Genomic DNA, 13,659 nt, shown 5'->3' with positions numbered 1-13,659 from the left:
AGTTCTTTTATAACAACTTTTCAAAACAAAGACTGCTCTCTACTCCTTTGTACTGACCATAGTTTGGGATTACAGTATAATTGTTCTTGCGATAGAGTATTTCTGCCTGAGTCTGTTGTTTACCCATCTCTAAGATACATCGCGTGTATCCTAGCTCTAGACTCCACTGCTCTAGTTCTCTTAATACTGTAGAAGCAATACCCTTACCACGAGCAGCAGGTGAGGTAAACATACGTTTGACTTCCATCGTACCTACTTCGTATTCTTTTATCGCTCCACAGGCTATAGCCAAGTTGTCTTGGTATATAACGATGACGTGATTAATGTGATCTACTTTGTTAAACTGGGCAAAGAAGCTATGATCTTCTCCATCTAAAACTCGTAGATATTGGTCTAGGTGTGTGATGAGGTTGAGAAAATCAGTGTTGTCTGAGTTGGTTCTTACTATGTTTAGCATATGGTTGTGTTTAGGCTTCTAAAAGTACTGTTTTTGTCTAGAATATGACAATGTAATCTTGGAGAGTATTGTGTATCTTTATGTAAATAAAAAGAAGTTGATATGGATTTAGATTTTGAGAGTAAATTCTTTATGGTGTGGATAGTATCTAGTGTTGTTATAGCGATATTTGGTACACTGCTTTATAGGGTAATTCAAGATGCAAAACAGAAGAAAATGAGTATTGTGAAGTATGTAGTTGCTTTTATAGTAAGTTTAGTGATGGGGCTAGCTTTTGAGTGGGTATTGTTCTATCTGGCATTATAGCTTTGAATATGTTTATAGATTGATTGTAATTGTTTGAATTGCATTGTGTTGGTTGTTTTTTAGTAGCGTATTTTTATTAAACCAATATTTAAAAGCTACAGCAATGAAATACACTATCTATTTAATAATTACCTCTATGGTATTATATGGCTTTTATAAAGTTTATTTTATTAGTCATGGCGTTAGTATAGATAACTATACTAGTTACTTAAAGGATCCTATCTTTTATGTCGCTCTAGCAATCTCTTTAATAGTAGATTTTTTCGTATTATATTCAGTATCTAAAACTAAAAATGGTATTTAAAAACTTATTGACAAAGTGGGTAACTAGTAATAGTTATCCACTTTGTTGTTTTATTATGTTTGGTGAAGAATGTAATAAATAGAAGATTTATGACGTTACTTATATCTATAGAAATATTGGAACAATGATAGGACTTTTGTTATTATTACTTCTGGCTTTTTATGGAACAGTGGGAGGCTTGAGTGTATTGGTGGTATTTAGAATTGTGATGGCAATTATGGGAATTAAATTAGATTGGAAGTATTACCTTGCTGTATTCATTTCTAGTTTCTTTACATCTATTTTTATTGCATTAATTATTTATACAAATGCATAAATAAAAAGGCTGCCTTTATCAGACAGCCTTAGTAATATTATTCTTTAGTGACGATTTGCATTGTCTCTCTATTTACCTGTTTAAGTAGGAGTGTTTTGTCTCCTAATATTTTCTGAGCAGAGTCTTCGTCGAAGTGTCTGATAGTGTATAAAGACACATTCTCATTATAACTTACTTTAAATTTATCTGTAAGTAGTAGTCTTACGTCTTCAAAGTGGTTAAACTTATCTTCTACACATACAGAGAAGCTGATAGCAGAGTTCTGTATCACGTTAACCTTAATGTTATACTCTCCGAATAGCTTAAAGATATCACTAATGTTTTGTTCCATAATAAAAGAAAAATCTTTAGATGATAGTGAAATCAATAGTTGATTTTTCTTTACGATGAAGCAAGGTACATGTGGTGTCAATGGAGCTCCTTTAGATACATTAGTTCCCTCTAATAACGGATTAAGGAATGACTTAACGTATAATGGTATTTCTTTTTGACGAAGCGGTTGTAGTGTCTTAGGATGTATAACTGAGGCTCCGTAGAACGCTAACTCTATAGCTTCAGCATAAGAGATATGCTGTAATAGGGTAGTGTCTTCAAAGTATCGTGGATCTGCATTAAGTACTCCTGGTACGTCTTTCCATATTGTCACGCTCTCTGCATCTAGTGCGTAGGCAAAGATAGCTGCTGAGTAGTCTGATCCTTCACGTCCTAAGGTGGTAGAGAATCCGTTATAGTCTGATCCGATAAACCCCTGTACTACAAATAATTGTTTAGTACAGATTTGTTCTTTTATATTCTGTATTGTGATGTCCCAGTTAACATTGGCATCTCTATAGGTAGTGTCTGTCTTCACTAAGTTACGAGAGTCTAACCAGTTGTTCTCTATACCTGATTCGATAAGGTAATAGTGTAAGATAGTAGTAGAAATAATTTCTCCATAACTTACGATTTGGTCATAGACGAAGTTGTAATTAGGTGATTTGTTATTCAATAAGAAATAGGTGATATCTTCGAACAAACCTTTTAGGGATGCGTAGATATCGTGGTCTTCATTAGGGAATAGGTCTCTAACGATGTTGTAGTGATACTCTTTGACAACATCTACAGATTCGGCTAGATCAAATCTGTTTTGAAAATAGTTGTGCACTACTACTTCTAAGGCATTAGTGGTCTTACCCATAGCCGAAGCAATAATTAGACTGTCTTCATATCCTACTGTTTTTAGAACGTGACATACGTTCTTTACGTTCTCTGCGTCTCTTACTGAGGCTCCTCCAAATTTGAATACTCTCATTACTTAGATTGACTAAATTGTTCTATTCCGTTATGATCCATCTGTACAGTATACCAATCTTCTAATACTGTAGCTCCTGATTTTTTATAAAAGTTAATAGCTGGATCGTTCCAATTAAGAACTACCCATTCTACTCTGCGTACACCTTCTCTCTTAGCGATGTTCATCACTTCGGCATACAGTTTATAACCTGCACCTGTACCTCTCATAGATTCTGTCACGATAAGGTCTTCTAGATGGATAGTCTTTCCTTTCCAAGTAGAAAATCTGTTGTAGAATAAAGCCATACCAATGATTCGATTATCTAGTTCGGCAACAATAACATTGAATAAAGGATTAGCTCCAAAGCCCTCTCTCACTAGGTCCTCAACAGTAACTTCGACTGCATCAGGTTCTTTCTCAAATGTAGCTAGTTCTTGTATTAAAGCTAGTACGTCTGTCATGTCTAAAGGGGTAGCTGGTCTAATATTCATTTTAGTTATTGATTTAATGGTTAATATCTTCGGTTACACGACAAAATTAACGATATTTGCACTGTAAAATACACAACTAAAGAATCATTTTTAAAAATGACAACAGAAAGATCTCAAACTTTAGGAGAGTTTATTATTGAAAAACAAGAAGACTTTAAATATTCTTCTGGTGAGTTATCAAGATTAATTAATTCTCTTAGACTTGCTGCTAAGGTAGTAAGTCACCAAGTTAACCAAGCAGGTTTAGTTGACATCGTAGGTGCTTTTGGTAAACAAAATGTACAAGGTGAGCAACAGCAAAAACTTGACGTTTTTGCAAACGAAGTATTCATTAAAACACTTATCAATAGAGAAATTGTTTGTGGTATCGCTTCTGAAGAGGAAGATGATTTCATCTCTATCCACGGAAGAGATGGTAGCAACGATAACAAGTATGTGGTGTTAATGGATCCACTAGACGGTTCGTCTAATATTGATGTGAATGTGTCAGTAGGTACTATCTTCTCTATCTATAGACGTGTGACTCCTGTGGGAACTCCTGTGACTAAAGAAGACTTCTTACAAAAAGGAGATAACCAAGTAGCAGCAGGATATATTGTTTATGGTTCTTCTACTATGTTAGTTTATACTACTGGTAATGGGGTACACGGATTTACATTAAACCCTGCTATCGGTACATTCTTCTTGTCTCACCCGAATATGAAGATCAATGAGGATGGACATATCTACTCTATCAACGAGGGGAACTATGTACACTTCCCTCAAGGAGTAAAAGATTATTTAAAATACTGTCAAGCTGAAGAAGGTGATAGACCTTATACTTCTAGATATATCGGTAGTTTAGTGTCTGATATTCACCGTAACATTCTTAAAGGAGGTATCTATATTTACCCAACTAGTACAAAAGCACCAAAAGGTAAATTGAGATTGTTATACGAATGTAATCCTATAGCATTTATTATCGAGCAGGCTGGTGGTAGAGCTTCTGACGGTTATAACCGTATTATGGAGGTAGAACCTACAGAATTGCATCAACGTGTTCCTTTCTTCTGTGGTAGTAAAAACATGGTAGAAAAGGCTGAAGAGTTTATGAAGAAATAATGTTTCTATAAATAGAAAGCGAGCTAATGAATAATTAGCTCGCTTTTTTTATTTGTTGAAATTGTGAATCTCTGTTATAAATGTATCGATATCTACATTTAGTACTAAGAGTGATAATGCTTTATCTACTAGGTGGTCGATGTTCTTAGTGAACCCTAATGCAACAGTAAATTTCTTTAATATTTCTTTTTGTTTAGGGCCTAACACATGGTTTACATATACCATTCTAGCTAAATCGTATAATCTTTCGATGCGATTTGTTTCTAAATATGGAGGGTTAACTGGGTAACTCTCTGGTTTTGCAAGTATCTTAGCGTAGTCTTCTTCTGAGATTTCTAAACGAATAGCTAACTCATCTAAGAAAGCTTTTTCTTCTGGACTAAAATGTCCATTAGCTAACGCCACACGTACTATGGAAGCAAAGTGCCCTTTGTTTCTCTCTCTAAATCCTAAATCGAATAATTCTGAGTATGACATCTTAGTTTGTATTTGGTTAATAATTTGGTTTATATATGTAATGTAAGAAAAAATTATGAGATTGAAAATGTAAGGTGCTTAATTTTATATTTCTTTTAGCAATTATTGATTTTGATTTAGGGTTCCGTAATCTGATGGTTAATATTGAGGTGCTGTAAAGTAACTGAACAAGTTAGTACAGTGTAGGTAGTAAATTAACAAGAATGTTTGTGTATTTTTGTTAGGTCGAAGTTTTAATTTACTTTGTATAACATACTAACTAAAATATGGAAGTTTCTAAAATAACAAAATACGATAAAGCTTATCTACGCATTGCTCGAGAGTGGGGGCAACTATCTTACTGCAAGAGAAAGAAGGTGGGAGCTATTATCGTTAAAGATAGAATGATTATCTCTGATGGATATAATGGTACTCCTACTGGATTCGAGAATTGTTGTGAGGATGAGAATGGGAGTACGAATTGGTATGTACTACATGCTGAAGCGAATGCTATACTAAAAGTGGCAGGGTCTACTCAGAGCTGTAAAGGTGCGACATTGTATATAACGATGTCTCCATGTAGAGATTGTAGTAAGCTTATCCATCAGGCGGGTATTACTAGAGTTGTTTATTTCGAGGGATATAGAGATACTGAAGGAATAGACTTCTTAGAGAAGGCTGGTGTAGAGGTAGTATATCTACCAGACCTAGACTAAAATAGTTAGCAGATGAGAAAAATCTTTTGGCCACTTATTGTTTCCATTTCTTTGGCTCTAGGTATTTTACTAGGGGGCTTTATTGTATCTGCTTCTTATAGAGGAAAGACTGGATTATATACTAATCACAATAAGCTAAAGTTAAATAGACTGATTGACTTTATAGAACAGGAATATGTGGATAATGTAGATACTGATTCTATAGTAGATAGAACAGTTACTACTATTCTAGAACAGCTAGATCCTCACTCTATTTATATTGCTAAGAATGAGTTACAATCTGTGACTGAATCTATGCAAGGAAGTTTTGTTGGAATTGGTATTAATTACTATTACTATAAAGATAGTGTAGCTGTAATTAAGGATATTAAAGCTGGACCATCATTTAAGGCTGGCATAGAACCTGGTGATCGTATATTAGCTGCTGATGGACATAAGTTATCAGGGAAAGAGATTACTTCTGATACGATAGCGAAGTACTTAAGAGGGGCAGAGGGAACTGATGTAGTTTTAGATGTTTATAGAAAAACAACTGATCAACATCTGAAGATTACTGTGAATAGACAACCTATTCCGATTAAGAGTGTAGACATTGCTTTTAAAATGTCTGATGGACGTGGGTATATTAAGCTTAACCGCTTCTCTAGTACTACTTACGTGGAATTTAAAGAGGCTTTAGATAAATTGATTAAACAGGATATATCTAGTCTGGTATTGGATCTACGTGATAATGGTGGTGGATATATGGAGCAGGCAATCAAGATGCTCGACGATTTATTAGAGAAAGGACAAGTGATAGTCAAAACTGTTAATAAGGGAGGGAAAAGTACAGTGATGAAGTCTAAAGGGACTGGTTTATTCACAGAGAAGCCCTTATATGTGTTGATTAATGAGAACTCTGCATCAGCAAGTGAGATTATAGCTGGAGCTATACAAGATAATGATAGAGGGACAATAGTAGGACGTAGAAGCTTCGGTAAGGGACTTGTACAACGAGAACTGATGCTTGGTGATGGTTCTGCTATTCGGTTGACTACAGCGCGTTATTATACGCCTTCAGGACGTTCGATACAGAAGTCTTATAAGATGGGAATAGAAGAGTATAATAATGACTTTAGATCCCGCTATACGCATGGAGAGCTTTATGCAGCTGATAGTATTAAGGTGGCAGATAGCTTACAATACAAGACACTAAAAGGGCGTACAGTCTATGGTGGAGGGGGTATTGTACCTGATATGTTTGTATCTATAGGGAATAAGCATGGAGATGATACTATCGTGTTATTGATGAAGTCTGGTGTAGTTAGCTACTTTGTATTCCAGGAATTAGATAAACAACGCGCAATGTTTAATAAGTTTTCTAAAGAAGAGGTTATAGAATATGTAATGTCTAATGATAAAGTGTTTAAAGCGTATGTGAAACACCTAGAAGGAAATAAATTATTCTTTAAGTTAGATAAGCGTAAAGAGATTGTAAAACGCTTCTTAGTTGGGGAGTTTTTAAGTCAGTTGTTCTCAGAGGAGGAGTATTATACTTGGATGTTAGAGTATGACCCGATGATAAAGAAAATAGATAGTAAGCTTAGTAAATAGGCTGTATACTTTATAAATAATAAAAAACGCACTGTGGTATTCTCAGTGCGTTTTTTGTTATTTCTCATTTGTATCTAAGAGTCTTGATATAGAGAATATAATTTCGTTCATTCTACTTCTACGTACAATCTTTCGGATAATTAATAAGAAAGAGATAAAGTATAGTACTTTTTGAGTATTTGTTAGCTAGGACACTACAAGGTGAATACGTCGACCATTGGTGGAGGAAAGGCGCCTCTAGTCTAATAAACACTAGCTATTGTCTAAGGTTTGTCCAACAATCGAAATACTAGGTTGTATTCTATAAGATGGGAGCAATGCTGTTGTACAATAAGATTTGTTGTTTTAGATATTTAGTAGTCTGTATTGTTGTTCTGAAGTACTAGATAGAAAAAGTTGTGGTTATTTCTATTCTTTAAAAAGTAAAAAGGTTGATTAATAGTTGTTTAGGTATGGTTTTTGTTATACTTTTAATAACCTAAACTATTTATTATGAAAAGATTAATTCTGTTTTTTGCTTTGTTTTTAGTAGGTATTAGTTATGCCTCTGATAAAACAAGTCCTAAGTCAAGAGAAGTTGCTAAACCAGCTAGTTTTATAGGTTTAGATATTGCTTCTATAGACTTCTTTGATGCGAAGGAGCTTACGACTAGCTCTACTTATAACCTTAATGCATATTTTACCAACTACGAGTTGAATAAGATGTTTAATGACTTCGTTAGAAAATATGATATAAAGCAGGCTAATTATTCTGTAACTAGAATTGAAACGATAAAGGGTAAACCTTATTTACGTTCTTATTCAGCTGATGGGTTTGTAGCTACTACAGGTTTGGATATTGTTCATTCTGTTGAGAAGAATGCTTTTGTACTTAGAACTGAAGGAATAACATGTAGATCTCAAGGAGGTTGTTTGCCAAATGGGACTTATTGTGTCAAAGATGGTTTGAGTGATGATGATTGCATAAAGACTGTTACAAGCGAGTAAAAGAATACAAAAGTTGATATATAGAAATAAAGATATAATTAGATTTGTTTTTGGTATAAGGGTAAAAAAATAGGGCTATCTCAATGAGATAGCCCTATTACATTTTGTTTATGTGATCTTACCAGATTTTAACTCTGTTCTCTGGTTTGATATATAATTTATCACCTTCTTTAATTCCAAATGCTTCATAGAAAGCATCTACGTTTTGAAGAGGTACGTAAGCTCTGTAGTGTCCTGGAGCGTGTGGATCAGTTTTAACTTGATTCTTAATAGCTTCATCACGAGCTTTAGTTCTCCAGATAGTTCCCCAAGAAATGAAGAAACGTTGTTGAGGTGTGAAACCATCAATTAAACCTGGATCTCCGTTTTCTTTTAAGAAGATTTTTAATCCGTCATAAGCAGCGTTAACTCCACCTAAATCTCCGATGTTCTCACCTAAAGTGAACTTACCATCAACGAATACTCCTGGAAGTGGCTCTAAAGCACTGTATTGACCAGCTAAAGCATCACCTAGTTTAGTGAAACGCTCTAAGTCAGCATCAGTCCACCAGTTGTTAAGGTTACCATTTTTGTCATAACGAGCTCCTGAGTCATCAAAACTGTGAGAAATCTCGTGTCCGATTACTGCTCCGATACCACCGTAGTTGATAGCTTCGTCAGCTTTATAATCATAGAATGGAGGTTGTAAAATAGCTGCTGGGAATACGATTTCGTTATAAATTGGGTTGAAGTAAGCATTCACTGTTTGTGGTGCCATACCCCAACGAGATTTATCTACTGGTTTTCCGAAGTCAGACATATTTTTAGCAATATCCCATTTCTCTGCATTTTTCATGTTTTCGAAGTGGTTACCACCATCTTTAGGAGATTTGATAGCCATAGCTGAGTAGTCTTCCCATTTGTCTGGGTAACCAATCTTAACTGTTGTAGTAGCTAATTTTTCTAAAGCTCCTTTTTTAGTTTCTTCAGCCATCCATGGTAAAGCTTTAATACGCTCACCGAAAGCTGTAAGTACGTTTTTAATCATCGCTTGTGCTTTAGCTTTAGCTTCAGCAGGGAATTTCTTAGCCACATATAATTGACCTAAAGCTTCTCCTACAGTACCGTTAACTACAGCAAGAGCTCTTTCGTCAACTGGTCTTTGCTCTTTAGCACCTTCTAAAGTTTTAGAATAGAACTCCCAGTTAGCTTTTTCCATATCTGTTGATAAGTAACTAGCATTACCGTTTACTAAAGTCCATTTCATATAAGCTTTTAACTCATCGATATTCTTAGCAGAAAGGATTTCGTTAAGTGCTTTCATGTATTTTGGTTGAGATATGATTACTTTATCTACATTTTTAAGTCCTGTAGCAGCAATGTATGCATTCCAATCAACAGCTGGAGTAATTTTTTGTAACTCAGCAATTGTCATTGGGTTATAAGTAAGACGGCTATCTCTACGCTCTACTCTAGTAAGACGTGGTGTAGCCATTTTAGTTTCGATAGATAATACACGTTTAGAATCTGTAGTAGCTTCTTCTTTAGATTCACCAGCTAATTCTAACATACGAGCTACGTGAGCTACATATTGATCGCGTTTTTCTTTAATATCTTTATCGTTTAGTACATAGTAATCACGGTCAGGTAAACCTAAAGAACCTGTACTTAGATATACTGCATTTGCCTGTGAGTTTTTAGCATCTGCGTAAACGTAGATAGAGTAAAGCCCAAGGCCTCCTTCAGCAACTAATTCATTAATTAATTTAGTAGCATCTTCAGGAGTTTTGATAGCGTTGATTTTATCTAAATATGGTTTAAGTGGACTAACACCTAATTCATTTCTTTTAGCATCATCAAGGTATGTTTGGTAGATAGCCACAGCTTTTGCTTGATCAGATTTAGGATCAAGTTTAGTGTCAGCTACAGCCTCTTTTAAGATGTCAATAGCGTCTTTATCTGTGTTCTTTCTTAATTCGTCAAAACTTCCCCAACGTGTTCTATCGTCTGGAATTTCAGTTTTGTCATACCAAGCACCGTTTACATAACGGAAGAAATCATCACCAGGTTTTACATTTTTATCCATGTATTCTAGGTTGATTCCATGAGCTACTTGATCTTCTTTGTCAGCAGTAGTCTTAGCATCTTTACAAGCTACTAATGATACTACAGCAAAGGCTGAAGTTAATAATACTCTTTTGTTCATAGTATAAAATTGATTATGTATCTATTGATATTCTAACAAAAATAGAAAATATCTTTAATTATCGTAAAGTTCCATGGTAGAAATAAGAGTTCCTCTATTTATAAACTCTTTAACCTTAAAGATGGAAGCGTTTTTGTAAGTTTGTCGAAACTCTATTTAAAATGTTACACTTTTTCAAGAAATATAAGTACTTTTTTATTTTCTTCTTCCTTTTATGTGCTGTAATCATGTACTTGTTTTATGATGCATTGAAGTATAGAAAATCACTACCTGTCTATACACCATCTATGGTTAATCCTGAAATGGTAGATAGTTTAATCCAACATGAAGCTAATAAACAAAAGCATAAAATAGCTGCTTTTAAGTTTATTAACCAAAATGGAGATACTATTACTAATAAGGATTACGAGGGGCATATCTATGTAGCAGATTTCTTCTTTACTACTTGTCAAACGATTTGTCCAATTATGAGTGATAATATGGTTTGGTTACAAGAAAAAATTAAAACCTTACCAGGAGTTAAATTATTATCTCACTCTGTAACTCCAGATATTGATACAGTACCTGTATTAAAAGAATATGCACTACACAAAGGAGCTGATGATAAGATTTGGAATTTTGTGACAGGTGATAAGCGTGAGATTTATTACATCGCACGTAATTCGTATCTAGCAGTGAAGACTGGTTCACCAGAACAGATGTATGATATGGTACATACAGAAAACTTTATTCTAGTAGATGGTAATGGTCGTATCAGAGGATTCTATGATGGAACTAATTTAGATACACCAGATAAAGAAACAAAGAATATGCAGCAGCTATGGGAAGATATCCAGTGGCTATATGAGCATGAAAAGAGTAAGAAGTAATAAGACTTTAGTCTACTATCTATATAACCACTTAACTTTAGATGTTAAGTGGTTTTTTTGTTCGCTATAGATTTGTAAAATTATGCCTGCTTTTTGCACTTCACCCTGTTTAAAGGTTCTAAAGAAGGTGTAAATAAGAAGATTAGTAGTTTTTATTATGAGATTTAATCTAAATAATACTTCTTAAATCTTTTTAATTGACTAAATTTGCAATATAAATTAAATCTAAATAAGGTGAGTACAACTTTAGACTTATTGAAAAGAAATGAAAAAGGAGTAATAGCAGACTTTGATATGCATAAAGTTCCTTTAAAATTATTGGAAATGGGATGTTTACCTGGTAACGCCGTAGAACTTTTAGAAGTTGCTCCTCTTGGGGATCCAATATATCTGTGTATCAACGATACGCATTTATCTATTCGCAAAGAATTAGCTAGAGAAATTCAAGTAGAACTAGTAGGCTAATTAGATTAAGATATTATAAGGAATTAATGAAAAAAAAAATAAAAGTTGCCCTAATAGGTAATCCTAACGTAGGGAAAACCTCTGTATTCAATGCCTTAACAGGGCTTAACCATAAGATAGGTAACTATCCAGGTATTACTGTTGACAAGAAGTCTGGTGTAGCAAAGTTAGATGATGAAGTGAACGCTACTATCATTGACTTACCAGGTACATATAGTATTAATGCGAGTTCTGAAGATGAACGTATCGTACTTGATTTATTGTTCGACCCAACGAATGAAGACTATCCAGATGTAGCTATTGTTGTAGCTGATATCGAAAACTTAAAACGTAACTTATTACTGTTTACTCAAGTTAAAGAGCTTGGGTTCCCTACTGTGTTAGCTATTAATATGGCTGACCACATGGAGGAGAAAGGTATTAGTATTAAGATAGCCGAGTTAGAAAAGAAATTAAATACAAAGATTGTTTTAATCAGTGCTAAGAAGAAACTTGGTATTCAAGAGTTAAAACAAGCTGTATTAGACTATAAAAACTTTTCTATAGAACCATGTCTTAACGCTACGGCTGTGGACACTGAGTTCTTTAGTAAACTTGCTTTGACATTCTCTAATCTTTCAGTATTTAAACTGTGGATGATTTATTCACAAGATATCAAGATTGGAAATATTGGTAAGAAAGAAATAGAAGCTAAAGGGATTCATTTGTCTGAGAATGAAATCAAGAAGCTTCAGCATAAGAAGACTATTAAGCGTTACCAATTTATCAATGATGCTTTAAAAGAGACTTACTCACGTGATGTAAATAAAGCTAGTGATATTCGTACTAAAGTTGATAGAATTCTTACACATAAAGTGTATGGATATCTTATCTTCTTCTTTATTATGATGTTGGTGTTTCAGGCTATTTTTGAATGGTCTAGTATTCCAATGGATTGGATAGATGAGCAGTTTGCTAATCTTAGCACTTGGGTACATGAAGTAATGGAACCAGGTAAACTTACTGATCTTATAGCAGATGGTATCGTACCAGGTATTGGAGGGGTAATGCCTTTCATTCCACAGATTGCTATCTTGTTTATGTTTATCTCTATCCTAGAGGAGACAGGATATATGAGTAGAGTAGTATTCTTAATGGATAAGTTGATGCGTCCATTTGGATTAAGTGGTAAGTCAGTTGTGCCTCTTATCTCAGGTAATGCATGTGCTATCCCAGCTATTATGTCTGCTCGTAATATCGAGAATCCAAAAGAGAGATTGATTACAATACTTGTGACACCGTTTACAACGTGTTCAGCACGTATTCCAGTATATATTATCATTATTGCTTTAGTTATTCCAGATACCCGTATTTTCGGTTTCTTGAGTATACAAGGATTAACACTAACACTGTTCTATCTAATCGGATTTTTAGCAGCATTAGTTTCTTCTTGGGCTTTAAGTAAATATATTAAGAGTGAGCGCAAATCTTACTTCGTAATCGAGATGCCTAACTACCGTACTCCAATTATCAAGAACGTAGTAGTAAATATGTATGAGAAGACTAAAGCATTCGTAGTAGGTGCTGGTAAGATCATCTTTGTATTATCTATTATTATTTGGTTCTTAGGTGCACACGGACCAGGAGAGCGTTTTGAGAATGCAGAACAACATATCACAGAAGTATATCAAGATAAAGAAGTAAGTGAAGAAGAACTAAGCGAGCATATAGCTAGTTATAAGTTAGAGAACTCTTACATTGGTATTCTTGGAAAAACAATAGAACCAGTAATCAAACCATTAGGGTATGACTGGAAGGTAGGTATCGCAGTATTATCATCTTTCGTAGGACGTGAAATCTTCGTAGGTGTACTAGGTACTATTTATAACGTAGGTTCTGGTGATGAGAATGACGAGGACGGACGTATTAAACAAAAGATGGCAGCTGAGATATGGCCAGATACTGGCCAGCCAGTGTTTACACTAGCGAGTGGAGTATCACTGATGTTCTTTTATGCTTTTGCAATGCAGTGTACAGCTACAGTAGCAATTGTGAGAAGAGAAACTAAGTCATGGAAGTGGACTATTTACCAATTGGTATTTATGACAGTTCTAGCTTATGTTGCAGCACTTATAGCATATCAACTTTTAAAATAAAACAA

General features: G+C 34.4%; 15 protein-coding genes. 10 read left to right on the top strand and 5 right to left on the bottom strand.

Annotated features, from left to right (window positions below; all coding sequences use genetic code 11):
• Window positions 1–7: 7 nt before the first annotated feature.
• Complete coding sequence (locus BMX53_RS03100; protein ID WP_074744597.1) at window positions 8–457, bottom strand: GNAT family N-acetyltransferase; 450 nt, start codon at window positions 455–457, stop codon at window positions 8–10.
• Between the two features lie 102 nt (window positions 458–559).
• Here BMX53_RS03100 and BMX53_RS03095 point away from each other — a divergent pair, with 102 nt between their 5' ends.
• From BMX53_RS03095 to BMX53_RS03085, 3 genes are all read left to right on the top strand, one after another.
• Complete coding sequence (locus BMX53_RS03095) at window positions 560–763, top strand: hypothetical protein (RefSeq protein ID WP_074744595.1); 204 nt, start codon at window positions 560–562, stop codon at window positions 761–763.
• A gap of 103 nt (window positions 764–866) precedes the next feature.
• A complete protein-coding gene (locus BMX53_RS03090) occupies window positions 867–1,067 on the top strand; it encodes a hypothetical protein (protein ID WP_038985918.1) in 201 nt (66 codons plus the stop codon).
• A gap of 124 nt (window positions 1,068–1,191) precedes the next feature.
• Complete coding sequence (locus BMX53_RS03085) at window positions 1,192–1,383, top strand: hypothetical protein (RefSeq protein ID WP_074744593.1); 192 nt, start codon at window positions 1,192–1,194, stop codon at window positions 1,381–1,383.
• Window positions 1,384–1,420: 37 nt separating this feature from the next.
• On the opposite strand, the gene BMX53_RS03080 is transcribed toward BMX53_RS03085, so the two are convergent.
• Together BMX53_RS03080 and BMX53_RS03075 are read right to left on the bottom strand one after the other, a co-directional pair.
• On the bottom strand, window positions 1,421–2,674 hold the full coding sequence (locus tag BMX53_RS03080; protein ID WP_038985920.1) for an aspartate kinase: 1,254 nt from the start codon (window positions 2,672–2,674) through the stop codon (window positions 1,421–1,423).
• A complete protein-coding gene (locus BMX53_RS03075; protein ID WP_038985921.1) occupies window positions 2,674–3,147 on the bottom strand; it encodes a GNAT family N-acetyltransferase in 474 nt (157 codons plus the stop codon). Before BMX53_RS03075 ends, BMX53_RS03080 begins: the two co-directional genes overlap by 1 nt.
• 96 nt (window positions 3,148–3,243) lie before the next feature.
• On the opposite strand from BMX53_RS03075, the gene fbp reads away from it, so the two are divergent.
• Window positions 3,244–4,248, top strand: a complete 1,005-nt coding sequence (fbp, locus tag BMX53_RS03070) for a class 1 fructose-bisphosphatase (RefSeq protein ID WP_038985922.1) — start codon at window positions 3,244–3,246, stop codon at window positions 4,246–4,248.
• Between the two features lie 48 nt (window positions 4,249–4,296).
• Here the strand turns inward: fbp and BMX53_RS03065 are convergent, their stop codons facing one another.
• Window positions 4,297–4,725 carry a tellurite resistance TerB family protein gene (locus tag BMX53_RS03065; RefSeq protein WP_038985923.1) on the bottom strand — a complete coding sequence of 143 codons (429 nt, stop codon included), beginning with the start codon at window positions 4,723–4,725 and terminating at the stop codon, window positions 4,297–4,299.
• A gap of 266 nt (window positions 4,726–4,991) precedes the next feature.
• On the opposite strand from BMX53_RS03065, the gene BMX53_RS03060 reads away from it, so the two are divergent.
• From BMX53_RS03060 to BMX53_RS03050, 3 genes are all read left to right on the top strand, one after another.
• Window positions 4,992–5,420: a deoxycytidylate deaminase gene (locus BMX53_RS03060; protein ID WP_038985924.1), complete on the top strand. Its 429-nt coding sequence runs from the start codon at window positions 4,992–4,994 to the stop codon at window positions 5,418–5,420.
• A gap of 12 nt (window positions 5,421–5,432) precedes the next feature.
• The gene (locus tag BMX53_RS03055; protein ID WP_074744591.1) at window positions 5,433–7,013 is read left to right on the top strand and encodes a S41 family peptidase; all 1,581 of its coding nucleotides are present in this window, start codon (window positions 5,433–5,435) and stop codon (window positions 7,011–7,013) included.
• 492 nt (window positions 7,014–7,505) lie between these two features.
• The gene (locus tag BMX53_RS03050) at window positions 7,506–8,000 is read left to right on the top strand and encodes a hypothetical protein (RefSeq protein ID WP_038985926.1); all 495 of its coding nucleotides are present in this window, start codon (window positions 7,506–7,508) and stop codon (window positions 7,998–8,000) included.
• Window positions 8,001–8,118: 118 nt separating this feature from the next.
• Here BMX53_RS03050 and BMX53_RS03045 read toward each other — a convergent pair whose 3' ends face one another.
• Window positions 8,119–10,185 (bottom strand): M13 family metallopeptidase, encoded by a 2,067-nt coding sequence (locus BMX53_RS03045; protein WP_074744589.1) that lies wholly within the window; start codon window positions 10,183–10,185, stop codon window positions 8,119–8,121.
• 161 nt (window positions 10,186–10,346) lie between these two features.
• Here BMX53_RS03045 and BMX53_RS03040 point away from each other — a divergent pair, with 161 nt between their 5' ends.
• From BMX53_RS03040 to feoB, 3 genes are all read left to right on the top strand, one after another.
• The gene (locus BMX53_RS03040) at window positions 10,347–11,054 is read left to right on the top strand and encodes an SCO family protein (protein ID WP_038985928.1); all 708 of its coding nucleotides are present in this window, start codon (window positions 10,347–10,349) and stop codon (window positions 11,052–11,054) included.
• A 234-nt stretch (window positions 11,055–11,288) separates the two neighbouring features.
• A complete protein-coding gene (locus BMX53_RS03035; protein ID WP_038985929.1) occupies window positions 11,289–11,519 on the top strand; it encodes a FeoA family protein in 231 nt (76 codons plus the stop codon).
• Between the two features lie 26 nt (window positions 11,520–11,545).
• The gene (feoB, locus tag BMX53_RS03030) at window positions 11,546–13,654 is read left to right on the top strand and encodes a ferrous iron transport protein B (RefSeq protein WP_074744587.1); all 2,109 of its coding nucleotides are present in this window, start codon (window positions 11,546–11,548) and stop codon (window positions 13,652–13,654) included.
• The last annotated feature ends 5 nt before the right edge of the window (window positions 13,655–13,659 follow it).

This window comes from Myroides marinus, assembly GCF_900109075.1.
Classification (GTDB): Bacteria; Bacteroidota; Bacteroidia; order Flavobacteriales; family Flavobacteriaceae; genus Flavobacterium; species Flavobacterium marinum_A.
The sequence above is the reverse complement of the archived record's forward strand: the minus strand, read 5'-3'. Positions and strand labels throughout refer to the sequence as shown.

Excerpts from the sequence above, each read along its gene's own strand:
- BMX53_RS03100 (WP_074744597.1), bottom strand. The coding sequence starts at position 457 with ATGCTAAACATAGTAAGAACCAACTCAGACAACACTGATTTTCTCAAC.
- BMX53_RS03095 (WP_074744595.1), top strand. The coding sequence starts at position 560 with ATGGATTTAGATTTTGAGAGTAAATTCTTTATGGTGTGGATAGTATCT.
- BMX53_RS03090 (WP_038985918.1), top strand. The coding sequence starts at position 867 with ATGAAATACACTATCTATTTAATAATTACCTCTATGGTATTATATGGC.
- BMX53_RS03085 (WP_074744593.1), top strand. The coding sequence starts at position 1,192 with ATGATAGGACTTTTGTTATTATTACTTCTGGCTTTTTATGGAACAGTG.
- BMX53_RS03080 (WP_038985920.1), bottom strand. The coding sequence starts at position 2,674 with ATGAGAGTATTCAAATTTGGAGGAGCCTCAGTAAGAGACGCAGAGAAC.
- BMX53_RS03075 (WP_038985921.1), bottom strand. The coding sequence starts at position 3,147 with ATGAATATTAGACCAGCTACCCCTTTAGACATGACAGACGTACTAGCT.
- fbp (WP_038985922.1), top strand. The coding sequence starts at position 3,244 with ATGACAACAGAAAGATCTCAAACTTTAGGAGAGTTTATTATTGAAAAA.
- BMX53_RS03065 (WP_038985923.1), bottom strand. The coding sequence starts at position 4,725 with ATGTCATACTCAGAATTATTCGATTTAGGATTTAGAGAGAGAAACAAA.
- BMX53_RS03060 (WP_038985924.1), top strand. The coding sequence starts at position 4,992 with ATGGAAGTTTCTAAAATAACAAAATACGATAAAGCTTATCTACGCATT.
- BMX53_RS03055 (WP_074744591.1), top strand. The coding sequence starts at position 5,433 with ATGAGAAAAATCTTTTGGCCACTTATTGTTTCCATTTCTTTGGCTCTA.
- BMX53_RS03050 (WP_038985926.1), top strand. The coding sequence starts at position 7,506 with ATGAAAAGATTAATTCTGTTTTTTGCTTTGTTTTTAGTAGGTATTAGT.
- BMX53_RS03045 (WP_074744589.1), bottom strand. The coding sequence starts at position 10,185 with ATGAACAAAAGAGTATTATTAACTTCAGCCTTTGCTGTAGTATCATTA.
- BMX53_RS03040 (WP_038985928.1), top strand. The coding sequence starts at position 10,347 with ATGTTACACTTTTTCAAGAAATATAAGTACTTTTTTATTTTCTTCTTC.
- feoB (WP_074744587.1), top strand. The coding sequence starts at position 11,546 with ATGAAAAAAAAAATAAAAGTTGCCCTAATAGGTAATCCTAACGTAGGG.